Origin of the sequence: Collinsella sp. CLA-ER-H5 (genome assembly GCF_040092375.1) — a bacterium.
In the GTDB taxonomy this organism is placed as follows: Bacteria; Actinomycetota; Coriobacteriia; order Coriobacteriales; family Coriobacteriaceae; genus Collinsella.
In genome coordinates, this window is record NZ_JBBNLR010000020.1 from 1 (window position 1) to 21,283 (window position 21,283).

Genomic DNA, 21,283 nt, shown 5'->3' on the forward strand with positions numbered 1-21,283 from the left:
AAGGCGTCGACGACATGCCGGGGGCGGACCGGGACGGGTTCAACGGCAGGCCCCGCCGACCGATTGCAAGCGGTCGGCGGGGCCATTGTGGCTCTTGACAGCGGATTGGGTCATATGAGCGAAAACGGCCCCAAGCGAGCAAGGTGACGTGAAATGAAAGGGCGCTGACCCTCTGGTCGCGCCCTTGAAATTGAACGTCAGATTGCCACTTGGGGCCGTTTGCAGCGTCGAGCAGCTACGCGGTTTGGTAAAACCGCGTAACCACTAGTTTGGTACCTTGACATTCATTTCTCATGCTCCTAGATTGGTTAGGCACAAAACAATTCCACTACCTAACTAAAGAAAGGAGCAAAACTAATTCATGTGCGATGAACCTCTTAACCTTTGTTCGCACGAGCCCGGCGGCGACCCGTCACAGCCGGCGGATGCACCCGAAGCGGTTAGCTCAGAAGACAAGCTTGCCAAACGCATCCTCAATGGCCTGGGCTTTTGCGGCCATTACATGCATTTTCATGGCGGAGGCGTGTCCGGCAAGGCGCCCATCATCTGCCTGCTGGCCAAGCAACCCGGCGGCGAGATGTCGCAGCAAGAACTCGGCATGCACTTTGACCTCAAGCCGGGGTCGCTTTCCGAGATCCTGTCCAAGCTCGAGCTCAACGGCCTCATCGAGCGCAGCCGTAACCCCAAGGATCGACGGCAGCTCACCATTCGCCTGACCGAAACCGGCCGGGAAAACGCCCGCATCGACCAGGCAGCCCGCATTCGCTTTAGAGAGCAGGCCTTTGGTGCCCTCACCCACGACGAGCGCGAGCAGCTCGCCGAAATGCTCGAGAAAATCCGTGTAACCTGGGAGGAACTGGATGATTAAAACCCTCATGGGCAGCATCCGCGACTATATAAAAGTCACCGTTGCCACGCCGTTGCTCGTGCTTGGCGAGGTGCTCTGCGAGATGCTGATTCCATTTATCACCGCCAACCTGATCGACGCCATCAAAGATGGCACCACCGTAGCCGAGATGCTTCCCACCGCGGGCTTTTTGGTGCTCATCGCGCTGACGTCGCTTGCTTTTGGCGCCGCGGCCGGCGTCACCTGCAGCCATGCGAGCTGCGGCTTCGCCAAGAACCTGCGTCACGACCTGTTCTACAAGATCCAGACGTTCAGCTTTGCCAACATCGATGAGTTCTCGAGCTCCTCGCTCGTCACGCGCCTGACCACCGATATCAACAACGTGCAGCAGGCCTTTATGATGATCATCCGTATCGCCGTGCGCGCGCCGCTGGTATTGATCTTCGCCTTTACCATGGCATTTATCATGGGCGGCAGCGTCGCCATGGTCTACCTGGTCATCATTCCGCTGCTGGGCTTTGGACTGTTCTTTATCATCTTTAAGGTGCGCCCCATCTTCTCGCGCGTGTTCCACAAGTACGACGCCCTTAACGAGTCCGTCGAGGAGAACGTCACCGGCATGCGCGTGGTCAAGAGCTACGTGCGCGAAGACTTTGAGAAGGAGAAGTTCGCGACCGCCGCACGCGACGTCCAGATGGACTTCACCCGCGCCGAAAAGCTGCTGGCCTTTAACAACCCCATGATGAACATCTGCGTCAACGGCGCGTTTGTTGTCATCATCTACCTGGGCTCCAAGCTCATCATCACGAGCCAGGGCACGCTGTTCGACGTGGGCCAGCTCTCCTCGATCTTTACCTATGGTTTCCAGATCCTCATGAGCCTGATGCAGCTGTCGATGATCTTTGTCATGGTGACCATGGCCGACGAATCGGCACACCGCATTGCCGAGGTGCTGGCCGCCAAGCCCACGATCGCCAATCCCGCCGAGCCCGTGCTCGAGGTTGCCGACGGTTCCATAGACTTTGACCACGTGAGCTTTAAGTATTCCGCGCACGCGAAGCGCCAGGCGCTCGACGATATCGACCTGCACATTAAGAGCGGCGAGACCATCGGCATCATCGGCGGTACCGGCTCGGCCAAGTCCACACTCGTTAACCTCATCGCCCGCCTGTACGACGCAACCGAAGGCACTGTACGCGTGGGCGGCATGGACGTGCGCGACTACGACCTGGACGCACTGCGCCACCAGGTCGCCATGGTGCTGCAGAAAAACGTGCTGTTTAGCGGCACCATCGCCGAGAACCTGCGCTGGGGCGACCCGAATGCCACCAACGAGGAAGTCCGCGAGGCGGCGCATCTGGCCTGCGCCGATGAGTTTGTCGACGGTTTCCCCAAGGGCTATGACACCTGGATCGAACAGGGCGGCTCCAATGTTTCCGGCGGTCAGAAGCAGCGCCTGTGCATTGCGCGTGCCCTGCTGCGTCGCCCCAAGATCTTGATTCTGGACGACTCCACCAGCGCCGTCGATACCAAGACCGACGCCAAGATTCGCGCAGGACTGGCAAGCTATCTGCCCAACACGACCAAGCTCATCATCGCCCAGCGCATCAGCTCCGTGCAGGATGCAGACCGCATCATCGTCATGGAGGGCGGCCGCATCGCGCAGATCGGTAACCACGACGAGCTGCTTAAGACGAGCGAGATCTACCGCGAGACCTTCACCTCGCAAAACAAAATGTCTGCCGAGGGCGAAGGGGCTGTCGAGGCCGACACCGAGGCATCCGTAACGCAAGCTCAGACCCAGGAAGGAGGCGAGGCACATGAGTAAGGCAACGACCGCCGAGCGCGCGCTCAACCGCAAGGGCGGCACCATGTCGCGCCTCATCAAGACGCTCTTTGGCTTCTACCCCGTGCTTTTGCCCCTCGTCGTCGTCGGCGTGGTGCTCTGCGCCATCATCAACTCCATCGGCGCGACCTTCCTTCAGAGCGCCCTGCAGATTATTAGCGAATCGTGGCAGTCGGGCGATTGGGAAGCCGCGCAGCCCAAGATCGCACAGCTCGTGACCACCCTCGCCTGCATCTACGGCGTCGGCATCCTTTCCTCGCTGTTCTGGAACCGCGCCATGGCCATCGTCACGCAGGGCTCGCTCGAGAAGCTGCGCGAGAAGATGTTCAACCGCATGCAGGACCTGCCGATCCGCTACTTCGACACGCATCAGCGCGGCGACATCATGAGCCACTACACCAACGACATCGACACGCTGCGCCAGATGATCAGCCAGTCGCTGCCCAACCTGCTCATGACGACCATCGTCATCGTCACGGTGTTCTTTATCATGCTGTACTACAGCGTGTGGATGTGCCTGGTCATTGTGGCCGGCGTCGCCTTTATGACCTTTATGACCAAGCTGCTCGGCTCCAGCTCCGCGCGCTTCTTCATTGCGCAGCAGACCGAACTCGGCGTGGTCGAGGGCCATATCGAGGAAGTCATGAACGGCCAGAAGGTCGTCAAGGCATTCTGCCACGAGTCTGCCGCCGAGGCCGATTTTGACGAGCGCAACGAAAAGCTCTTCGAGGTCTCGCAGAAGGCCAACATGTACGCCAACATCCTCATGCCCATCCTTATGAACCTGGGCAACCTGCTCTACGTGCTGGTCGCACTGGCCGGCGGCATTTTCCTGGCGCTGGGCGTACCCAACCTGAGCATCTCGGGCATGGCGCTGTCGATCGCCGTCGTGGTGCCGTTCCTCAACATGACCAAGCAGTTCTGCGGACAGATCGGCCAGATCTCGCAGCAGATCAACGCCGTGGTCATGGGCCTCGCCGGCGCCGACCGCATCTTTGAGCTCATCGACGAGAAGCCCGAAGCCGACGAAGGCTACGTGACGCTCGTCAACGCGCAGGTGAACCCCGAGACCTGGCAGTTCGAGGAGGCCGACCACCACACCGGCATGTGGGCATGGAAACATCCGCACCGCGCAACCGGCGAGATCGAGTACGTGCCGCTGCGCGGCGACCTGGTCATGGACAACGTCGACTTTGGCTATACGCCCGACCACGAGGTGTTGCACGGCGTGTCCGTATACGCCAAGCCGGGCCAGAAGGTCGCGTTTGTCGGTGCCACCGGTGCCGGTAAGACGACCATTACCAACCTCATCAACCGCTTCTATGACATCGCCGACGGCAAGATCCGCTACGACGGCATCAACGTCAATAAGATTCGTAAGTCCGACCTGCGTCGCTCGCTGGGCGTCGTGCTGCAGGACGTGAACCTGTTCACCGGCACCGTGATGGATAACATCCGCTACGGCAACCTGGACGCCACCGACGAGGAGTGCATCGCGGCGGCAAAGCTCGCGGGCGCGGACGACTTTATCACCCGCCTGCCCGACGGCTACGACACCATGCTCACCGGCAACGGCGCCCAGCTGTCGCAGGGCCAGCGCCAGCTGATTTCGATCGCGCGCGCCGCCGTCGCCGATCCGCCGGCAATGATTCTGGACGAGGCCACGAGCTCCATCGACACCCGCACCGAAGCCATCGTGCAGGCGGGCATGGATAAGCTCATGGAGGGCCGCACGACGTTTGTCATCGCGCACCGCCTTTCCACCGTGCGCAACTCCGACGCGATCATCTGCCTGGACCACGGCCGCATCATCGAGCGCGGCAACCACGACGAGCTGATCGCCAAGCGCGGGTATTACTACCAGCTGTACACGGGTGCGTTTGAGCTGGAGTAGGGCCGATTACTGACGGAGGGCGCCCCGGGGACGGGCGGGATAATTCCTCCGTGCTCAAACATTCTCGCTGCGCTGCGAAACTGCGCGCGGAGGAAATACCCCGCCCGTCCCCGGGGCGCCCTCCTGCGCGCGATCAGCCCGTCATTTAGAACGGAATAAAAGTTTGTGAGGCCCTGGCCGTTTGGCCAGGGCCTCGCTTTGTAAGTAGCTAAAAAAGCCCCGTCCCAAATGAGCTAGTTGAGGAGTTGGGCCATGGCGTTGACGAATTTTTGCACTTGGAGGGTGGGCTCGAACGGGTAGTGCAAATAGACCGGCACCTCGCGGCCGCATAGGAACGGTACGCCCACAAAGGCCGGGTGCACGCCCGACCACGCTCCGCAGGTGAGCACCGCATCGCCCTTTTCCTCCGCCTCGTTAAAGAGCGCAAAGTCGAAGCTGTCCACGTCGATCACGTCCACGCCGCCGTCGGCCAACAGGTCGATGCGCAGGCTGTCCATGGCGTCGTTGCCGTGGCGCAGTACGCGCAGACGCATACCCTCCAAGTCGGCGACCGCAATGCGATTCTTGCGCGCCAGCGGGCTCGTGCGCGGCAGATCGATATAAAACGGCACGTTGACAATGCGGAGCTTTTGGCAGGCATCACCCCAGCGTGGGGTAGAAAAACTCGATTGCACCACATCGACCTCGCGGCCCAAGCTGCGCATGACGGTCTCACGCTCGTCGTAGAGATCGCTTACCGGCACGATCTCAAATCGCAGCGACGGTTCCAGATCGTGGATGCCCGACCACATCGACAGCGTTTGGCGCCCCGGGCACATCATCGACACACCCAGACGCACGGCACCGCCATCGCCCGCCGCGCGTCGGGCTCGGCGCAGCGCGTCCTCGGACTGCCGCATGATCGAGCGCGCGTCGTCCACCAGCAGAGCGCCCGCCGGCGTCACCTTAACACCCGAATGCGAGCGCTCGAACAACGTGATGCCGAACTCGGCCTCGAATCCCGACACCTGTTTGACGAGCGCCGGGGTCGACACGCGCAATTTTGCCGCCGCACGCGAGAAGCTTCCCAGCTCCGCGGCGGCCGATATAGCCTCAAGTCGTCGATCGTACACGTCAATCTCCCGTTTTCGCGCCCGTGACCACATGGTGCCACAGGAGGTTGTTTTCGCAGGTCATGCGCTCAATTGAGCATAAACTGCATCGCACGGTGTAAACCTATGATTAACGCCATTCTAACAAATATGCAATTCACCTGCGCGAACGCTAAGCATACGATAACCAGCGAAAACCACATGGGTCGGTTAATGGGAGCGACCCACCGGGAGGCACAAGAAGGGAAGTTCCTATGAGCAATTGGCTTAAGCTCGAGGGCGATGTCTGCGCCGTGACCGGCGCACTCGGCGGCATGGGCGTCGAGATTTGCCGCGAGTTCGCCCGCAACGGCGCCAACGTCGTCCTGCTCGATCTGAACGAGGAAAAGGTCAAGGCCGCAGCCGCCGACCTCGCCGCCGAGTTTGGCATCCACGCCGAGGGCTACAAAATGAACGCCACCAACGAGGACGAGGTTCAGGCCGCCGTCGATGCCACCATCGCCGACTTCGGCCGCGTCGACGTCCTCGTCAACACCGCCGGCATCCTGCGCTTTGCCGCTATGGAGGACCTGCCGCTGAGCGACTGGGAGCAGGTGCTCAACGTCAACCTCACCGGTTACTTCATCACCTCGCAGCGCTTTGGTCGCGAGATGATCAAGGCCGGCCAGGGTCGCCTGGTGCACATCTCGACCGTTGCCAGCCACTCCCCCGAGACGTTCTCGGGCGTGTACAGCTCCACCAAGGCGGGCGTCAACATGATGTCCAAGATGCTCGCCGCCGAGTGGGGCCCCTACGGCGTGCGCTCCAACTGCGTCGAGCCCTGCTTCGTCAAGACCCCGATGTCGGCCAACTTCTACGCCGACCCCGAGGTCGAGAAGAGCCGCAGCCGCCTGATCGCCACGCGCCGCATCGGCGAGGTCAGCGATATCGCCAACGCCGTCATGTTCCTGGCGTCCAAGCGCTCGGACTTTACCACCGGCGACGCCATCAAGGTCGACGGCGGCTTCTCCAACATGATGGGCGACCTCACCGCCAAGCCCGGCGGCCGTCGCGCCTATGCCGACAACTACCTCAAGAACAAGGGTGTCGAGCTTTGGTCCGATGAGTCCGGCGTCGCAAAGCCGACTGACCAGTAAACCAACCTGACAGGGAGGCCCCGCGGACACGCCCGCTCCTCCCCGCATCGATTAGAAAGAGTCCAATGGCTTCCACCAACTCCAACAAGGGTCGCGCCGTCGTGCTTTCCGCCGCGTGCGTCACTATGTTCTTCATCAGCTCCATCGCGCTGTACTCCGTCGTGTCCAAGAACCTGCTCGCCGTCTACCCCGAGTGGTCGAGCGCCCTTACCTGGGCGTTCCCGGTCTTTCAGACCATCATGGCCGTGACGGGCATCTTCGCCGGCCGCATCTCCGATAAGATCGGCCCGCGCAACGTCGTGATCGCCGCCGCCGTGTGCTACGGCCTGGGCTGGTTCATGTCCGGCACCGTCACCGAGCCGTGGCAGTTCTACCTGTGGTTCTCGCTTGTCGCCGCCGTCGGCAACGGTCTGGGCTACAACCCGGCGCTCACCACCGGCCAAAAGTGGTTCATCGACAAGAAGGGTCTCGCCTCCGGCATCACCCTGGCCGCTTCGACCGCCGGCCCCGCCGTGTTGTCCCCGGTGCTCGCCTCGCTGCTCATCCCGAGCCTGGGCATCTTTGGCGCCCTCAAGGCACTCGGCGTCATCTTCTTTGTGACGATCGCCGCCTCCGCCCTGTTCCTGAAGGCCCCCGAGGCCGGCTGGCTGCCCAAGGGCTTCGAGGCCCCCAAGGGTGGCGCGCACGCCGGCACCTTCGGCGACCTCACCCCGGGCGAGATGGTCAAGACCCCGCGCTTCTGGGTCCTCATCGTCACCTTCGCCTTTGCCGCCACCGCGGGCACCCTGCTCGTGGGCAAGGTTGCCTCCATCGCCGCCGTCCAGCTCTTCGCCGACCCCACGAGCGCCGCGGCCGTCGCCCTCGGCGGTGTGGTGGTCTCCGTCAACACCTGCGCCAACCTGGTCGGCCGTCTGTCCTTTGGTCAGATCATCGACAAGCTCGGTGCCTACAAGTCGCTGCTCATCAGCCTTGTCGTCACCATCGTCGCGCTCGTCATCATGTCGATGAGCTTTACGCAGAGCATGTTCTTTGTGGCGCTCGCCCTGCTCGGCTTTAGCTTTGGCGCCCTGCTCGTCATCTACCCGCCGCTCACCGGTGGCGCCTTTGGCACCAGCAACATCGGCGTCAACTACGGCATCATGTTTTTGGGTTACGCCGCCTCCACCTGGATCAGCCAGCCCATCACCGCCGTGCTGTATCACGCCGAGGCCGGCAGCGCCGCCTACCAGCAGTCCTTCTACGGCGCCATTGTGATCGCCGCCATCGCCGTCGTACTCACCGTCTACATGATGGTCTCCGACAGCAAGAAGAAGTCCGCCTAGTTCTACCGATGCGACAAAGGGACAGCCCCTTTGTCGCATTCACCGGTCACCAGTATTAAGGAGTCGAAATGTCTGAGCTCAACCCCGTCCGCATTGCCGTTATCGGCGCCGGCGCCATGGGCCGCAACCACATCCGCTTCGTCACCGAGGAGCCCGAGGCCGAGCTCGTCGCTATCGCCGATGCCTTTGAGGGTGCCCGCGCCACGGCCGAGGCCGCCGGCGTGCCGTTCTTCACCGATCCCGCCCAGATGATGGACGAGATCAAGCCCGAGGCCGTCATCATCGCCACGCCCAACGACCTGCACCTGGGCGTTGCCCGCGAGGCTGTGAAGCGCAACATCGTGCCGCTGGTCGAAAAGCCGATCTCCAACGACCTCGAGGATGCCCAGGCCTTCGCCGCCGAGGCCGAGACCGCCGGCGTGCCCGTGCTCGTGGGTCAGCACCGTCGCCACAATCCCTTCGTCAACAAGGCCAAGGAGATCATCGAGTCCGGAGAGTTGGGCAAGCTCACCGTGTCGAGCTTCCACTACATGATCTATAAGAATGACGAGTACTTCGATGTCGAGTGGCGTCGCAAGAAGGGTGCCGGCCCGATCCTGGTCAACCTGGTGCACGACGTCGACCTGCTCCGCTACCTGCTGGGCGAGCCCGTTGCCGTCCAGGGCATGCAGTCCAGCGCCGCCCGCGGTTTTGAGACCGAAGACTCCGCCGTGGTCAACGTCCGTTTTGCCGATGGCGCGCTCGCAAGCATGACCATCTCCGACGCCACCGCCAGCCCCTGGAACTGGGAGGCAACCGCTCGCGAGGATCCGCAGTACCGCCCCTTCGACGCCGACGCCTACTTTATCGGCGGTACCTTGGGCGCCCTGTCGCTGCCCCGCCTGCACCAGTTCTCCTACGACGGCGCCTCCAACTGGCACAAGCCGCTGCAGATGGAGATTCCGGCCGTCGACCCGGCGCTGCCGCACAAGATGCAGCTCAAGCACTTTGTGAAGGTCGTCCGCCGCGAAGTTGAGCCCGTCGTGACCCCCGCCGATAACGTCAAGACGCTCACGCTTCTCAACGCCATCAAGGAGGCCGCCGAGACCGGCCAGCTCGTCGAGCTGTAATGCCTTGAGAGCGGCCGCGGCAGAAACCCCATGCCGGGCCCCTCGGTCTGCCACAAATAAGCCCCTCTTCTTTGCCCCGCGAGCAGCCTCCTGCCCGCGGGGTATTTTGCTACGTTGCCGACGATTTTTCTGGGGCGGGGGCTATTTTGCACCTCGGCTTGATTCGTTCGCCCCAAAACAGTCTTTTGGGACGGGTGGTATCCTTGGTAGCCCCGTGCTGCAAACGCACCTTAAACGCAAGGAGTCCCATGGATCTTATCGCCCAGCTCGCCCGCGAGCTCAACCTTAAGGCCGCCAACGTCGAAGCGGCCGTCAAGCTCATCGACGAGGGCAACACCATCCCCTTTATCTCGCGCTACCGCAAGGAGGCCACGGGCGGCATGGATGACGTCGCCCTGCGCGCCCTCGACGAGCGCCTGTCATACCTGCGCAATCTTGAGCAGCGCAAAGAGGACGTCATACTGCTCATCGATGCCCAAGGCAAACTCACGCCCGAGCTCGAGCGGCAGATTCGCGAGGCCACGCAGCTCCAACGTGTCGAGGACCTCTACAAGCCCTACCGCAAAAAGCGCATGACCCGCGCGCAGAAGGCCCGCGAGGCCGGCCTAGAGCCGCTCGCCAACATGATCATCATGCAGGCATCGGCCAAGGGCAGCGCGCTCGACGCCGCCGCGGCATACGTCAACGAGAATGCCGGCTTCGACACGCCCGAAAAGGCGCTCGCCGGCGCGGCGGACATCGTGGCCGAGACGGTAGCCGAGGACCCCGAGAACGTCGCCGACCTGCGCGCCTTTACGCAAAACACCGCCGACATCGTCGTCGAGGCCACCGACCCCACCGAGAAGACCCCCTACGAGCCCTACTACAACTATGATGAGCCGCTGCACCGTATACCCAACCACCGCGTGCTGGCTATCGACCGCGGTGAGCGCGAGGGCAAGCTCCGCGTGCGCGTGAACGTCGACGGCGCCGCCGCCACGGCACGCCTCGGCAGCCGTTGGCCTCGACGCCAGGGCGTCTTCGCGCCCGTCTTTGACGCCGCCATCGCCGACGGCTACAAGCGCCTCATGGCCCCCTCGCTGGAGCGCGAGGCCCGTGCCAAACTTACCGTTCGCGCCCAAACCGAGGCCATCAACGTCTTTGCCAAGAATCTCGAGGGCTTGCTCTCGGCGCGCCCCGTGCGCGGCGCCCGCGTGCTCGCGCTCGATCCGGGCTACCGCACCGGCTGCAAGGTCGCCGTCATGGACGAGACCGGCAAGCTGCTCGACCACGGCGTGGTCTATCCCACCAAGCCGCGCCACGACGTCGCCGGCACCAAGCGTGAGCTCGCCCGCCTCGTCAAGAAAGACGGCGTCAACACCATCGTCATCGGCAACGGCACCGCCAGCCGCGAGACCGAGGAAGTCGTCTCGGAGTTCATTGCCGAGCAGGCGCCCAGCCTTCGCTACACCATTGTCAACGAAGCTGGCGCGTCGGTGTACTCCGCTTCCGAGCTCGCCAGCCAGGAATATCCCGATTTGGACGTCACCGTGCGTGGCGCCATGAGCCTGGGCCGCCGCCTGCAGGACCCGTTGGCAGAGCTCGTCAAGATTCCGCCCCAGTCCATCGGCGTGGGCCAGTACCAGCACGACCTTGACCAGGCCGAGCTCTCGCGCACCCTGGGCCACGTGGTGGAGGGTGTCGTCAACCGCGTGGGCGTCGACGTCAACACCGCGAGCGCGAGCCTGCTGGGATACGTATCGGGCATCACGCCGAACGTGGCCAAGAACATCGTGGCCTACCGCGAGGAAAACGGCGCCTTTACCGATCGCCGCCAGCTCAAGAAGGTCCCCAAGCTGGGACCCAAGGCATACCTCAACGCCGCGGGCTTTCTGCGCATCAGCGGCGGCAAGAACCCGCTCGACGCGACAAGCGTCCACCCCGAGAGCTACGAGGTGGCCACATCCGTCTTGGAACGCGCCGGCGTGGCGGCCAGTGAGCTCAGCCGCGGCGGCGTGCCCGATATCGAGCGCCGCCTGGGAAGCATATCGACGCTGGCAAGCGACCTGGATTGCGGCGCCCTCACGCTCATCGACATTGTCAACGAGCTCAAGAAGCCCGGTCGCGACCCGCGCGACGATGCGCCCGAGGTGGTCTTTAGCCGCTCGGCGCTTTCCATCGACGACCTGGAACCCGGCATGGAGCTCAAGGGCACGGTACGCAACGTCGTCGACTTTGGCGCCTTCGTCGACGTGGGCGTGCACCAGGACGGCCTCGTGCACATCTCCAAGCTGGCCAACCGCTTTGTCAAACACCCGAGCGACGTCGTGCGCGTCGGCGACACGGTCAAGGTGTGGGTCGAGAAGGTCGATCGCGACCGCAAAAAGATCTCGCTCACCATGGTGCAGGGAAAGTAAACCGCCAAAGCAGAGGTACCCCCTCTCGCGACGTGCAAAATCGCGAATATTCAGCATCTCCCGATAGCCCCGCGGCACCTCGGAGAGCCATAAAAGCAAAACGGCCCCCGTTTTGGCGTTTTTAGAGCCAAAACGGGGGCCGTTCCGTGCTTCAACCAACTGATAAAAACTGATAAAGGCTGATAAAAGTCTTTACCATGCTGAATATTCGCGATTTTGCACGTCGCGAGAGGGGGTACCCTTGCTTACGGCAGGATATGGAAGCCGAGCGAGGCGATATCCTTGGCAAAGCCGCGCACGGTATCGAGCGAAACCTCGTACGGGTCACGGCCGATGTTCTTGCGCTTGGCCAGAATGCTGTTGGGAACCGTGATGATCTGGCAACCGCAGGCCTCTGCCTGGTAAATGTTGATAAGCTCACGCGTGGACGCCCACAGGACCTCGCAGTTGGGCTTGGCGGCGGCCTTCTTGACCGACTCCGTCATAAACGGAATGGGATCGACGCCGGTATCGGCGATACGGCCGGCAAAGAGCGAGATGATGGACGGCGTCTCGGCGTCAACGGCCTCGACCATCTCGTCGACCTGCGCAGGCGTAAAGATGGTGGTGACGTTGACCTTGATGCCGTCGGCGGAAAGCTTGCGCACCAGCTCGGCGGTGGACTCGCCCTTGGTGGTCACGCACGGAATCTTGACGTAGACGTTCTCGGCCCAGGTAGCGATCTCGCGGGCCTCGACCTCCATGGTCTCGACGTCGTCGGCAAAGACCTCAAACGACACCGACACATCGGTGATGTGGGCCAGGACCTCCTTGGCAAACGCGCGGTAATCCGTCACGCCGCCCTTCTTCATAAGGGACGGGTTGGTCGTGAAACCCTGAACGTTGCCGTTCTCGTACATGTCGAGCATGCCCTCGAGGTTTGCACCGTCAGCGAACACCTTAATTGCCATCTGCCTGATTCCTTTCGTTTGCATATGGGCGTTGAGCTGCTAAACACTTTACCTACGTTTATCAAGGCGTGAACTGCGGTTTTTTATCTTCTCGGCGAACGGTTTTGCAGTTTTACCATTTTTATATCGACACCCCAGCGGCAAAACGTTTTTGCTGATCATCGCCGTTGATTCCGTTCGCGGCGCGAAGGCAGCGCTTCACCGGTACGTTTTCACAACCACTCCAAAACAAAAGCGGTGACGCCTCATTTGAGACGTCACCGCTTCCGTGTAGGAGCCGGTTATCGGAGCTCCGCCCGAATAGGGCCTAACGTACGTCTGGACTACTCTTCCTCAACGTGGTTAATCACAGCACCCTTAGTGTGGATGAAGTTGGGGATGAAAGCGACGATCAGAAGGACAGCGAGAATCGCGTAGACACCGGTGGTACCGAAGGCCTCGGCAGCGCGGCCAAGCGTAATACCAATGACGGAGAAATCGAAGTCGCCGAACGTAGTGTTCTTGAAGCCAAAGACGTCAAGAACGGGCAGGAGCAGGGCCGGGGCAAAGGTGATGAGCAGGCCGTTGACGAAAGCGCCGAGAGCTGCGCCCTTGCGACCGCCGGTAGCATTGCCGTAGATGCCTGCGGTAGCACCGCAGAAGAAGTGGGGAACCATGCCCGGGATGATGAAGATGCCCAGGGTAGCGCCCACGATGAACATACCGACAACACCGCCGATGAAGGAGGCAACAAAGCCGAGGATGACGGCAGTGGGTGCATAGGGGAAGAAAACGGCGCAGTCGACGGCGGGGATAGCGCCAGGGATCAGCTTGTTGGAGATGCCCTGGAAAGCCGGGACCAGGTCGGCGAGGATCATGCGGACGCCGTTGTAGACGATGGTGACACCGACGGCGAAGGACAGAGCACAAGTCAAGGCATAGACGATCACGTTGTCGCCGCCAGCGGTCTCGGTAACAACCGCAGGATCCGCAATATAAGCGGCAAATGCGGTAACCAGGTAGAAGAAGGCCATAGTAAGTGCCGTGGAGATGGTGGTGTCACGCAGGAAGGCAAACTTCTCGGGGACCTCGATCTTCTCGGTGCTGTTCTCCTCGGCATCCTTGGCAAAAAGCGTACCGACCGCAGCGGAGATGTAATAGGCGAGAGAACCAAAGTGGCCCATAGCAATTTCGTCGCCATCGGTAACCTTCTCGGTGAAACGCTGGCCAACGGCGGGAAGCATGGCGCTCACGAGACCCAGGAACATACCGCCCACAATGATAAGCTGAGCGTCCTGGAAGCCGGATGCCTGCAGAACAGCGGACAGCAGGCAAGCCATAAACATGCTGTGATGGCCCGTCAGGAAGATGTACTTAAACTTCGTAAAGCGAGCGATGATGATGTTCACGACATAGCCGAGAATCAGGATCATCATGGTCTGAACGCCGAGGACGCTCTGAGCCATCGAAACGACGACCTCGTTGTTGGGCACGACGCCGGTGATGTGGAAACCGGTCTCGATGAAGGTACCCAGCGGAGCAAGGTTCTCCTGAACAACAGCGGCGCCGGCGGACAGCATGATGTAACCAAGAATGGGCTTCAGGGTGCCCGTCATCACCTTGTGGGCAGGACGCTTAAGCGCGACAAGGCCCACAAAGGCAAATAGACCCATAATCCACGCTGGCTTGGTCAGAATCGATTGGATAAACTCAAGTATGGGAAGGATGGCTTGCATCTGCGCTTCCTTTCTCTCTAACGTGGGCGCGTTTCCCTCTTCCACAGGGAACCGCCCTTTTTTGTGCCGCTTTAGGCGTTAGCGGCGGCCGCCTTGATTGCCTCGAGGGCGTCTTCGCGGATCTTCTTCTTGTTCACATAGCTGCGAACGATCACAACGTTGCCGTGGAGCTCGGGGGCGAGTTCCTTAACGGTGATGAACAGATCCGGATTTGCGGAAGAAGCACCATTTAGGTCCATAGACTCAACGTCGGCCTTGATGCCCTCCTCCTCGCAAAGCTCCTCGACTTTGCCAGCGAGCATCAGGCTGGACCCGATGCCGTTTCCGCATACGGTGATGATATGCATGGCAACCTTCCTCTCCTACACGTGACGGTTTTCCGTCTATCCAAAAGCGGCGACGCATCGCCGTGCCATTAAGGCCTAAAAGAATGAACGCATGGTCTCCAAAACCTGCTCGGGCGTATCGCATGCGCTGAGCTTGGCAACGCAGTCCTCGTCCTCGAACATCTGCGAAAGCTCCGCCAAGCAGCCAAGATGAGCCTTGGGGTCGGGTGCGCAAATACCCACGAGCACGTGAACCGGATCGAAATCCTCGTGTCCAAACGCAATGGCAGGGTCAAGCGTGACGATACAGATCCCCGCTTCACTCACATTGCCATCTGCCTGAGCGTGGGGCATGGCGATGCCCTCTTCCAAGACCATATAGGGGCCAAATTTGTGAACCGATGAAATCATGGCGTCAACATAGCTCTGGTCGCATTTGCCAGCGCCTACGAGCAACTTACCGCATGCCCTGATCGCTTCCTCCCAGTCGGAGGCCTCGACGTGGCAGGCAACAAGCTCGGGCTTAAGAAGATCGGTCAGCATGCTCGTCCCCTACTCCTCGGGCAGGATATGAAAACCAAGCGCCTGAATGTCGCGGGCAAAGCCCTTGACCGTATCAAGCGAGTACTCGAGCAAATCTTTCCCGAAATTCTTGCGCTTGGCAAGAAGGGCATTGGGGACCGTAATGATCTGGCATCCAACGGACTCCGCCTGGAAGATATTGAGGACCTCGCGCGTAGACGCCCAGAGAACCTCGGCAGCAGGCTTAACGGCAGCCTTCTTTACGGACTCCGCCATGAGGGGCAGCGGATCGACGCCGGTATCGGCAATGCGACCGGCAAAGATGGACAGAATAGAGGGGGTCTCAGCAGAGACAGCATCGACAAACTCGTCGACCTGCTCGGGCGTGAAGATAGTGGTGACATTCACCTTGATGCCGTCGGCAGAAAGGCGCTTGACCAGCGCGGCAGTGGACTCACCCTTGGTGTTAAGCGCCGGGATCTTAACGTAGACGTTGTCTGCCCAGGTTGCGATCTCGCGAGCCTCGGCTTCCATACCCGCCTCGTCGTCGGCGAATACCTCAAAAGAGACCGACACGTCGGTGATGTGCTCAAGAACCGTCTTGGCAAAGGCACGGTAGTCCGTCACGCCGCCAGCTTTCATCAAAGAAGGGTTGGTCGTGAAGCCCTGAACGTTCCCGTTGTCGTGCATATCCAGCATGCCCTCGAGGTTAGCGCCATCGGCAAACACCTTAATCGCCATGTGCGGTCCTTTCTCACTTAACACCATTGCATTCGAAAGCTTTTAGCTTTGTTTCAAAAGCTTTTCGGCTTTCATTTATAAACTACTTCAAAACATATCGAAAGATATTGTTATATCAATCCGTGAACGGTTGATTATTTCGGTTAAACGTACAACGCACCTATGCGGAGCACTTATATCTTGTATTCAAAGCTAATGCCTGCGATTCGCTTTACCTATTTACTGCTCGTTCATAATTAAATATCGCTATAGCTATCCTACTTTCGAAATGATAATCTTTATTTCAATTACGAAAGATGAGTTCCGATATCTTTCGTTCAAAGGAGCACACAATGACATCAACCGCAGACCTTTCACCCGCCGAACGTCAGCGATTTATCATGAACTGGCTGGCCGAAAAACCGAATATCGCAGTATCCGACATTGTCCGACGTTTTTCGGTTTCGGAAGTCACTGCACGACACGACCTCATCTCACTGGAATCGGAAGGAAAATTGCGTCGCGTACGCGGAGGAGCGGTATCTCTTTCTCGCTCCAACGCAATCTCCTATCCCGAGGAGCGCATCAATATCCAAGTCGAAGCCAAGGAGGCCATCGCCGCAACCGCGGCAACTCTTGTTGACGATGGCGACGTTCTGGTGATTGACATCGGCACCACGGGTTTTTACTTCACTAAGGCCCTCATGGACAAGCGAGAGATCACCATCATCACCGGCGATCTTGCTATCGCGAACTATGCCAGCTTTAATCTCCCTAACGCTTCGGTAGTGCTGCTGGGCGGCTCCGTGCGAAAGGGCCATCTCTATCTCGCGGGCGCGCTAACGCTCGACTGCATGAGCAAACTTCATGCCGACAAGGCGTTTGTCAGCGCCGACGGCTTCCATCCCGACCATGGCTTTACCGTCGAACACGACTTCTCGGCTATGATCAAGCGTATATATCTGACCAATTCGAACCAAGGTTACATGATGGTCGATCAGGGAAAGTTCAATAAGACCAGTTTTTATCAGTCAGCACAGATCGATGACCTCGATGGCATCATCGTTGATGGAGACGACGAGGGCATCATGACGGCGGCGATTGAGAGCAGTCGCAGTCATCCCAAGCTCTATATTGCAAAATAGCTCAAATGGCCGGGTCGCCCCCACTGCAGGCGATCCGGCCATTTATTAAATCAACCCAAAGTGGCGCATGGCCGTGACAGTGCCGTCGTGTGCGACGTCGTCGGTCACGTAGTCGGCGACCGCCTTGACCTCGGGCATGGCGTTGCCCATGGCCACAGCCGTCTCGACGGCGGCGAGCATGCCCAGGTCGTTGCCCGAATCGCCAAAGCCAAAGGTGCGCTCGTTGCCAGCGCGGCCCAGATACTCCAGCGCCCGCGCCACGCCCACGCCCTTGTCGATGCCCTTGGGGCTCAGCTCGCGGTTTGCTTGCTGGGCTCGCTTGGAAGATCGGCGGTAAACGCGTCTCCCAGTCAATCCGGCACCGCCGAGGCAAACCCCACACGCGCCCCCCCAACGCAAAGGTCCGGCGGGACGCACCTAGCATCCCGCCGGACCGTCACTCGTCCAGGAGGCCACCGCGACGAACCTCTAGATCTTCGCAAGCTCCTCGGAGATGACGCGGCAGACGTCCTCAGCCTGAGGCATCACGCCGTACATCTCGAAGAAGCCGTGGTCGCAGCCGCGATAGCGAATCGCGGTGGCGTCAACGCCCGCATCCTGCAGCCTCTTCGCGAATAGCTCGTCCTGATAGCGCAGGTAGTCATACTCGGAAGAGATGATGACCGTGCGGGGGAACGCGCTCACGTCCTCCGCGAACAGGGCAGACACCCTCGGGTCGAGCATCTTCTCCGCATTGCTGTTGGTATACATCACTGGCAGGTCGTCGTTGGCGTTGCGGATGCGATCCACCCTGCTCAGAGCCTCGGCCCTCTGGTCGTTCACGATCTCATAGAGGTCATAGGACCATTCCTCCGGAACAGGGCCGCCGTCGACGAGCGGATACAGCTCGGCCACGAGCTTGATCCTGTCCGCATGGGACCCGTCGAGGACGACGGCGTTGGTCAGGCTTCCGCCCGCGGAGTCGCCAGCCACGGCGACCCGCGTCGCGTCGACACCCAGCTCATCCGCATGCTCGACAAGCCAGTCGAGCGTCTTCACGCAGTCCTCGACACCACCGGGGAACATCGTCTCGGGAGACAGGCGGTACTCCGGGTAGATCGCGACGCAGCCCGTTCGCTCCGCGATGTCGCGCAGGCAGTTCTCGTACTGGCCGATGTTGCCCACCATAAAGCCGCCGCCATGGATGAACACGAGCGCGGCAGAACCGCTCTCGTGGCTCTCGGGCGTGAAGATGTGCAGGGGAATGCCCCTGTCGCCAAAATTCATGACGACGGTCTTCTTGGCGACGTTCGAGCCCCTCACGACATGGGTCTCCTTGTTGGGAGCGGAACGCCACGCGATCACGTCCACCGGCCCCGCCGGCGCCGGACCAGCAGCGAGCTTCGCGTGGGCGCGCGCATAGACGCGCGGATCGAGCACGTGCTCGCGCTCGTCTCCCGGCACGGGCTTCAGCAGGAGCTTCAGCCCGTTGGGCTCCACGACCTCCCTAGATCCACGCTCAAGCACTTCAAGCTCGGAAGTGGGGTACTTCCTCTCCTCGGTGCCCATGGCTAGCCGATCTTCAGCTCGTCAAGCTTAGCGTCAAGCTTGGCCATCTCATCGGCGGAAAGCTCCCACTCGAACGTCTCGCAGTTCTGAATCGCGTGGGCGTCCGTGCGCACGCCAACGAGCGCGGTGCCCACGTACTCCTTCTGGGTGCTCCAGTTCACGGCGACCTGTGCCACGGGCTTGTCATGAGCCTCGGCGATCTCGTCCATGACCTTGAGCAGCTCCTGGACGCGCGAGAACTTGGGCTCCTGGAAGTAGTCGTAGAAGCCGCCGCGAACATCGCCCTCCTCGAACTTCGGCAGCTCGCGGAACTTGCCCGACAGGATGCCCGCGCCAAGGGAGCCATAGGTGAAGGAGTCGATGCCACGCTCGTAGCCCCACTTGATGAGGTCCTCGGAGGAGCGGTCAACCATAGAGTAGGGCGGCTGCTGGACGTCAATCTGAGCGACCTTCTCGCACTCCTCGATCATCTCGGTCGTGAAGTTGGAGACGCCGATGTGGCGAATCTTGCCCTGCTCCTTGAGGAGCTGGAGGGCGCACATCGTCTCGGAGAACGGAGTCTTAGCGTCGGGCCAGTGCACGAAGTAGAAGTCGATGTAGTCGGTGCGGAGGTTGCGCAGCGAGCTCTCGACCTCCCTCATGATGTTCTTGAACGAGGAGTCGCGGTCATAGCCGGCGGCGCTGGTGATCAGGCCAACCTTGGTCGAGAGCAGGTAGCTCTCTCTGTCGACGCCCCTGAGCGCGTTGCCGACGACCTTCTCGGACGTGCCGTTGCCATAGCACGGCGCGGTGTCGATGATGTTGACGCCGTGATCGAGCATGGTGCGGATGGCGGACATGCTGGCGGCGTCATCGTTCTCACCAAAGGAGTCGCCGCCGATCGCCCAGGTGCCCACAGCGAGCTGGGAGACGTCGACATCGGAGTTCTTGAGGTGCGTGTAGCGCATGTTCTCTCCTTCTAATGGGGCGGCACGCGTCGAATGTCCTCGATCGCGTGCCGCCGGGAATTGCCTTAAACAAGCTTCGAATGATCCGGAAGCCGCCCTACACGATGCCCACGAGGCCGAGGACGAGCGCCAGAATCATGATGCCAACCAGGATGATGTTGACGTTCACGTTCTTCTTGCGCAGGAGCCAGAGGACGACGAGCGTAAGCCCCAGGGGCACGATGCCCTTGAAGATCGAGTCGAGGTAGGTCTGGATCATGACGGGGTCAGAGTCCTGAACCGGAATGGACAGGATCGTGTTGAATTGGACGTTCGCCGCAGTCATGGCACCGATCATCACGAGGCCAACCGTGGAGGTCGCCTTGGTGATGAGCTTCATGAGACCACCCTCGTACATCTCGGAGATGAAGTTGGTGCCCATGCTGAAGCCGAGGTAGGTCATGAAGTATCGGCAGAGGATCGACGGGATGTTGTAGATCAGCAGGAACATGATCGCGCCGAGGGGCGAGCCGCTCATGGCGAGGTTGATGCCAATGCCGGCAGCGATGACACGCAGGACGCCCCAGAAGATTGCGTCACCGATGCCGGACATCGGGCCCATCAGGGAAACCTTGATGCCGTCGATGGACTCGGTGTCGAAGTCTTCGTGCTGCGAGTTCTCCCTCTCCATGGAGGCGACGAGGCCCATGGCGAACGTGCCGACGTTCTGGGTAATGTTGTACCAAGTCGTGTGACGCTTCATGGCTTCGGCACGGGCCTCGGGGTCATCGGCGTAGTAGCGGTTAAGCGCGGGCTGGACGGAGTACAGCCAGCCGTCGGCGCCAGCCTTGACGGAACCGCCGGCGCAGGAGGCGAACACGGAGAAAGAGCGCAGGAAAATGCTGTTGAGCATCTTCTTGTCTTCAGGGCTCACATTCTTGGTCAGGTTGCTCATGCGAAGAAATCCTCCTCGTCGCTGGTTACAGAGTCGTTGGAAACGGCCTGGGTGGCCAAGCCCTTCTTGGTGAGATCGAAGATCTCCTTGTCGCGAAGAGCGGAGGCCACCGCGATGATGACACCGAGAACCGCGATGGCGATCATCGGGAGGCCGAGGTACTGGTAGAGCGTGAAGCCCAGGAAGAAGTAGATGCTGAGCTCGGTGCTCCACAGCATCTGGAGCAGGAGCGCCATACCAACGGCGGGCAGGAGGGCGCCCACGGCGTTGAGGCCGCTCATGACATTGGCCGGAATCTGGTTGACGATAGCGGCAACGGGCTCAGCGCCAAGGTAAACGCCGAGGAAGGCGATGAGGCCAAAGGCGGCGTACTTAACGAACCAGAGAACGAAGTGCTGAAGCGCGAGGCCCTTCTCGTTGCCCTCGGCGGCCATCTTGTCAAAGGTGGCGGCGAAGAACGCGAGGAACACGTTGTTCATGAAGATCGAGAGGAACGCGGTGACGACGCCAACGGGAACGGCCAGCGTGATGGCGGCGCCTTGGTCGATGCCGGCGCCAACGGTGAAGGCGACGGCGAGGGCGGTCGCGGTAACGGGCTCGGCGGAGATGGCGCCACCGATGTTAACCGCGCCCATGAAGATCGCCTCGAGAGAGGCACCGATGATGACACCGGTCTTGACGTCGCCCATCAGAAGGCCCGCAACGAGGCCGACCACGAGAGGACGCTCGATCATACACTGACCAAGAACCCAGTTGCCGCCGTAGCAAATCAGCACGGTCAACCAGGCCATTACTGCTAACCCAATCATTTGACTTCCTTTCTCTCATTTCATTT

At 60.7% G+C, this 21,283-nt stretch carries 19 protein-coding genes; 8 read left to right on the top strand and 11 right to left on the bottom strand.

All coding sequences use genetic code 11. The features are described 5' to 3' along the window. Positions 1 to 361: 361 nt before the first annotated feature. From AAAX31_RS07770 to AAAX31_RS07780, 3 genes are read left to right on the top strand one after another with little or no spacing between them, the layout of a single operon-like run. Complete coding sequence (locus tag AAAX31_RS07770; protein ID WP_117770394.1) at positions 362 to 868, top strand: MarR family winged helix-turn-helix transcriptional regulator; 507 nt, start codon at positions 362 to 364, stop codon at positions 866 to 868. Next, positions 861 to 2,675, top strand: coding sequence for an ABC transporter ATP-binding protein (locus tag AAAX31_RS07775; protein ID WP_349076776.1), 1,815 nt, complete (start codon positions 861 to 863; stop codon positions 2,673 to 2,675). Before AAAX31_RS07770 ends, AAAX31_RS07775 begins: the two co-directional genes overlap by 8 nt. Next, positions 2,668 to 4,587 carry an ABC transporter ATP-binding protein gene (locus tag AAAX31_RS07780; protein ID WP_349076778.1) on the top strand — a complete coding sequence of 640 codons (1,920 nt, stop codon included), beginning with the start codon at positions 2,668 to 2,670 and terminating at the stop codon, positions 4,585 to 4,587. Before AAAX31_RS07775 ends, AAAX31_RS07780 begins: the two co-directional genes overlap by 8 nt. 233 nt (positions 4,588 to 4,820) lie before the next feature. Here the strand turns inward: AAAX31_RS07780 and AAAX31_RS07785 are convergent, their stop codons facing one another. Continuing rightward, a complete protein-coding gene (locus AAAX31_RS07785; RefSeq protein ID WP_349076779.1) occupies positions 4,821 to 5,699 on the bottom strand; it encodes a LysR family transcriptional regulator in 879 nt (292 codons plus the stop codon). A gap of 233 nt (positions 5,700 to 5,932) precedes the next feature. On the opposite strand from AAAX31_RS07785, the gene AAAX31_RS07790 reads away from it, so the two are divergent. The 4 genes from AAAX31_RS07790 to AAAX31_RS07805 all read left to right on the top strand — a co-directional run bounded on the left by AAAX31_RS07790 (position 5,933) and on the right by AAAX31_RS07805 (position 11,641). After that, positions 5,933 to 6,814: an SDR family oxidoreductase gene (locus tag AAAX31_RS07790; protein ID WP_349076781.1), complete on the top strand. Its 882-nt coding sequence runs from the start codon at positions 5,933 to 5,935 to the stop codon at positions 6,812 to 6,814. A gap of 65 nt (positions 6,815 to 6,879) precedes the next feature. Next, positions 6,880 to 8,136: an MFS transporter gene (locus tag AAAX31_RS07795; RefSeq protein ID WP_349076783.1), complete on the top strand. Its 1,257-nt coding sequence runs from the start codon at positions 6,880 to 6,882 to the stop codon at positions 8,134 to 8,136. A 68-nt stretch (positions 8,137 to 8,204) separates the two neighbouring features. Further along, on the top strand, positions 8,205 to 9,245 hold the full coding sequence (locus tag AAAX31_RS07800; RefSeq protein WP_329739074.1) for a Gfo/Idh/MocA family oxidoreductase: 1,041 nt from the start codon (positions 8,205 to 8,207) through the stop codon (positions 9,243 to 9,245). A 248-nt stretch (positions 9,246 to 9,493) separates the two neighbouring features. After that, on the top strand, positions 9,494 to 11,641 hold the full coding sequence (locus tag AAAX31_RS07805; protein WP_349076785.1) for a Tex family protein: 2,148 nt from the start codon (positions 9,494 to 9,496) through the stop codon (positions 11,639 to 11,641). Positions 11,642 to 11,886: 245 nt separating this feature from the next. On the opposite strand, the gene AAAX31_RS07810 is transcribed toward AAAX31_RS07805, so the two are convergent. From AAAX31_RS07810 to AAAX31_RS07830, 5 genes are all read right to left on the bottom strand, one after another. Further along, positions 11,887 to 12,591, bottom strand: coding sequence for a transaldolase (locus AAAX31_RS07810; protein ID WP_349076787.1), 705 nt, complete (start codon positions 12,589 to 12,591; stop codon positions 11,887 to 11,889). Between the two features lie 323 nt (positions 12,592 to 12,914). Further along, positions 12,915 to 14,306, bottom strand: coding sequence for a PTS ascorbate transporter subunit IIC (locus AAAX31_RS07815; protein ID WP_349076789.1), 1,392 nt, complete (start codon positions 14,304 to 14,306; stop codon positions 12,915 to 12,917). Positions 14,307 to 14,377: 71 nt separating this feature from the next. Beyond that, positions 14,378 to 14,653, bottom strand: a complete 276-nt coding sequence (locus AAAX31_RS07820; protein WP_022094539.1) for a PTS sugar transporter subunit IIB — start codon at positions 14,651 to 14,653, stop codon at positions 14,378 to 14,380. Positions 14,654 to 14,728: 75 nt separating this feature from the next. Continuing rightward, positions 14,729 to 15,175, bottom strand: a complete 447-nt coding sequence (locus AAAX31_RS07825) for a PTS sugar transporter subunit IIA (RefSeq protein ID WP_349076791.1) — start codon at positions 15,173 to 15,175, stop codon at positions 14,729 to 14,731. A gap of 9 nt (positions 15,176 to 15,184) precedes the next feature. Beyond that, positions 15,185 to 15,895, bottom strand: coding sequence for a transaldolase (locus tag AAAX31_RS07830; protein WP_117564350.1), 711 nt, complete (start codon positions 15,893 to 15,895; stop codon positions 15,185 to 15,187). A gap of 332 nt (positions 15,896 to 16,227) precedes the next feature. On the opposite strand from AAAX31_RS07830, the gene AAAX31_RS07835 reads away from it, so the two are divergent. Further along, positions 16,228 to 17,019: a DeoR/GlpR family DNA-binding transcription regulator gene (locus tag AAAX31_RS07835; protein WP_349076794.1), complete on the top strand. Its 792-nt coding sequence runs from the start codon at positions 16,228 to 16,230 to the stop codon at positions 17,017 to 17,019. Between the two features lie 45 nt (positions 17,020 to 17,064). On the opposite strand, the gene AAAX31_RS07840 is transcribed toward AAAX31_RS07835, so the two are convergent. The 5 genes from AAAX31_RS07840 to AAAX31_RS07860 all read right to left on the bottom strand — a co-directional run bounded on the left by AAAX31_RS07840 (position 17,065) and on the right by AAAX31_RS07860 (position 21,257). Then, positions 17,065 to 17,373: an HAD hydrolase family protein gene (locus AAAX31_RS07840; RefSeq protein WP_349076797.1), complete on the bottom strand. Its 309-nt coding sequence runs from the start codon at positions 17,371 to 17,373 to the stop codon at positions 17,065 to 17,067. A 114-nt stretch (positions 17,374 to 17,487) separates the two neighbouring features. After that, positions 17,488 to 18,567, bottom strand: a complete 1,080-nt coding sequence (locus AAAX31_RS07845) for an alpha/beta hydrolase (RefSeq protein WP_349076799.1) — start codon at positions 18,565 to 18,567, stop codon at positions 17,488 to 17,490. A gap of 2 nt (positions 18,568 to 18,569) precedes the next feature. After that, complete coding sequence (locus AAAX31_RS07850; protein ID WP_349076801.1) at positions 18,570 to 19,514, bottom strand: aldo/keto reductase; 945 nt, start codon at positions 19,512 to 19,514, stop codon at positions 18,570 to 18,572. Between the two features lie 97 nt (positions 19,515 to 19,611). Then, positions 19,612 to 20,448, bottom strand: coding sequence for a PTS system mannose/fructose/sorbose family transporter subunit IID (locus AAAX31_RS07855; protein WP_055251948.1), 837 nt, complete (start codon positions 20,446 to 20,448; stop codon positions 19,612 to 19,614). Beyond that, positions 20,445 to 21,257 (bottom strand): PTS sugar transporter subunit IIC, encoded by an 813-nt coding sequence (locus AAAX31_RS07860; protein ID WP_089573151.1) that lies wholly within the window; start codon positions 21,255 to 21,257, stop codon positions 20,445 to 20,447. The genes AAAX31_RS07855 and AAAX31_RS07860 overlap by 4 nt, the downstream gene beginning before the upstream one ends. Positions 21,258 to 21,283 lie beyond the last annotated feature (26 nt).

Excerpts from the sequence above, each read along its gene's own strand:
- AAAX31_RS07775 (WP_349076776.1), top strand. The coding sequence starts at position 861 with ATGATTAAAACCCTCATGGGCAGCATCCGCGACTATATAAAAGTCACC.
- AAAX31_RS07805 (WP_349076785.1), top strand. The coding sequence starts at position 9,494 with ATGGATCTTATCGCCCAGCTCGCCCGCGAGCTCAACCTTAAGGCCGCC.
- AAAX31_RS07800 (WP_329739074.1), top strand. The coding sequence starts at position 8,205 with ATGTCTGAGCTCAACCCCGTCCGCATTGCCGTTATCGGCGCCGGCGCC.
- AAAX31_RS07795 (WP_349076783.1), top strand. The coding sequence starts at position 6,880 with ATGGCTTCCACCAACTCCAACAAGGGTCGCGCCGTCGTGCTTTCCGCC.
- AAAX31_RS07790 (WP_349076781.1), top strand. The coding sequence starts at position 5,933 with ATGAGCAATTGGCTTAAGCTCGAGGGCGATGTCTGCGCCGTGACCGGC.
- AAAX31_RS07835 (WP_349076794.1), top strand. The coding sequence starts at position 16,228 with ATGACATCAACCGCAGACCTTTCACCCGCCGAACGTCAGCGATTTATC.
- AAAX31_RS07855 (WP_055251948.1), bottom strand. The coding sequence starts at position 20,448 with ATGAGCAACCTGACCAAGAATGTGAGCCCTGAAGACAAGAAGATGCTC.
- AAAX31_RS07820 (WP_022094539.1), bottom strand. The coding sequence starts at position 14,653 with ATGCATATCATCACCGTATGCGGAAACGGCATCGGGTCCAGCCTGATG.
- AAAX31_RS07860 (WP_089573151.1), bottom strand. The coding sequence starts at position 21,257 with ATGATTGGGTTAGCAGTAATGGCCTGGTTGACCGTGCTGATTTGCTAC.
- AAAX31_RS07810 (WP_349076787.1), bottom strand. The coding sequence starts at position 12,591 with ATGGCAATTAAGGTGTTCGCTGACGGTGCAAACCTCGAGGGCATGCTC.
- AAAX31_RS07770 (WP_117770394.1), top strand. The coding sequence starts at position 362 with ATGTGCGATGAACCTCTTAACCTTTGTTCGCACGAGCCCGGCGGCGAC.
- AAAX31_RS07850 (WP_349076801.1), bottom strand. The coding sequence starts at position 19,514 with ATGCGCTACACGCACCTCAAGAACTCCGATGTCGACGTCTCCCAGCTC.
- AAAX31_RS07780 (WP_349076778.1), top strand. The coding sequence starts at position 2,668 with ATGAGTAAGGCAACGACCGCCGAGCGCGCGCTCAACCGCAAGGGCGGC.
- AAAX31_RS07830 (WP_117564350.1), bottom strand. The coding sequence starts at position 15,895 with ATGGCGATTAAGGTGTTTGCCGATGGCGCTAACCTCGAGGGCATGCTG.
- AAAX31_RS07815 (WP_349076789.1), bottom strand. The coding sequence starts at position 14,306 with ATGCAAGCCATCCTTCCCATACTTGAGTTTATCCAATCGATTCTGACC.
- AAAX31_RS07825 (WP_349076791.1), bottom strand. The coding sequence starts at position 15,175 with ATGCTGACCGATCTTCTTAAGCCCGAGCTTGTTGCCTGCCACGTCGAG.
- AAAX31_RS07845 (WP_349076799.1), bottom strand. The coding sequence starts at position 18,567 with ATGGGCACCGAGGAGAGGAAGTACCCCACTTCCGAGCTTGAAGTGCTT.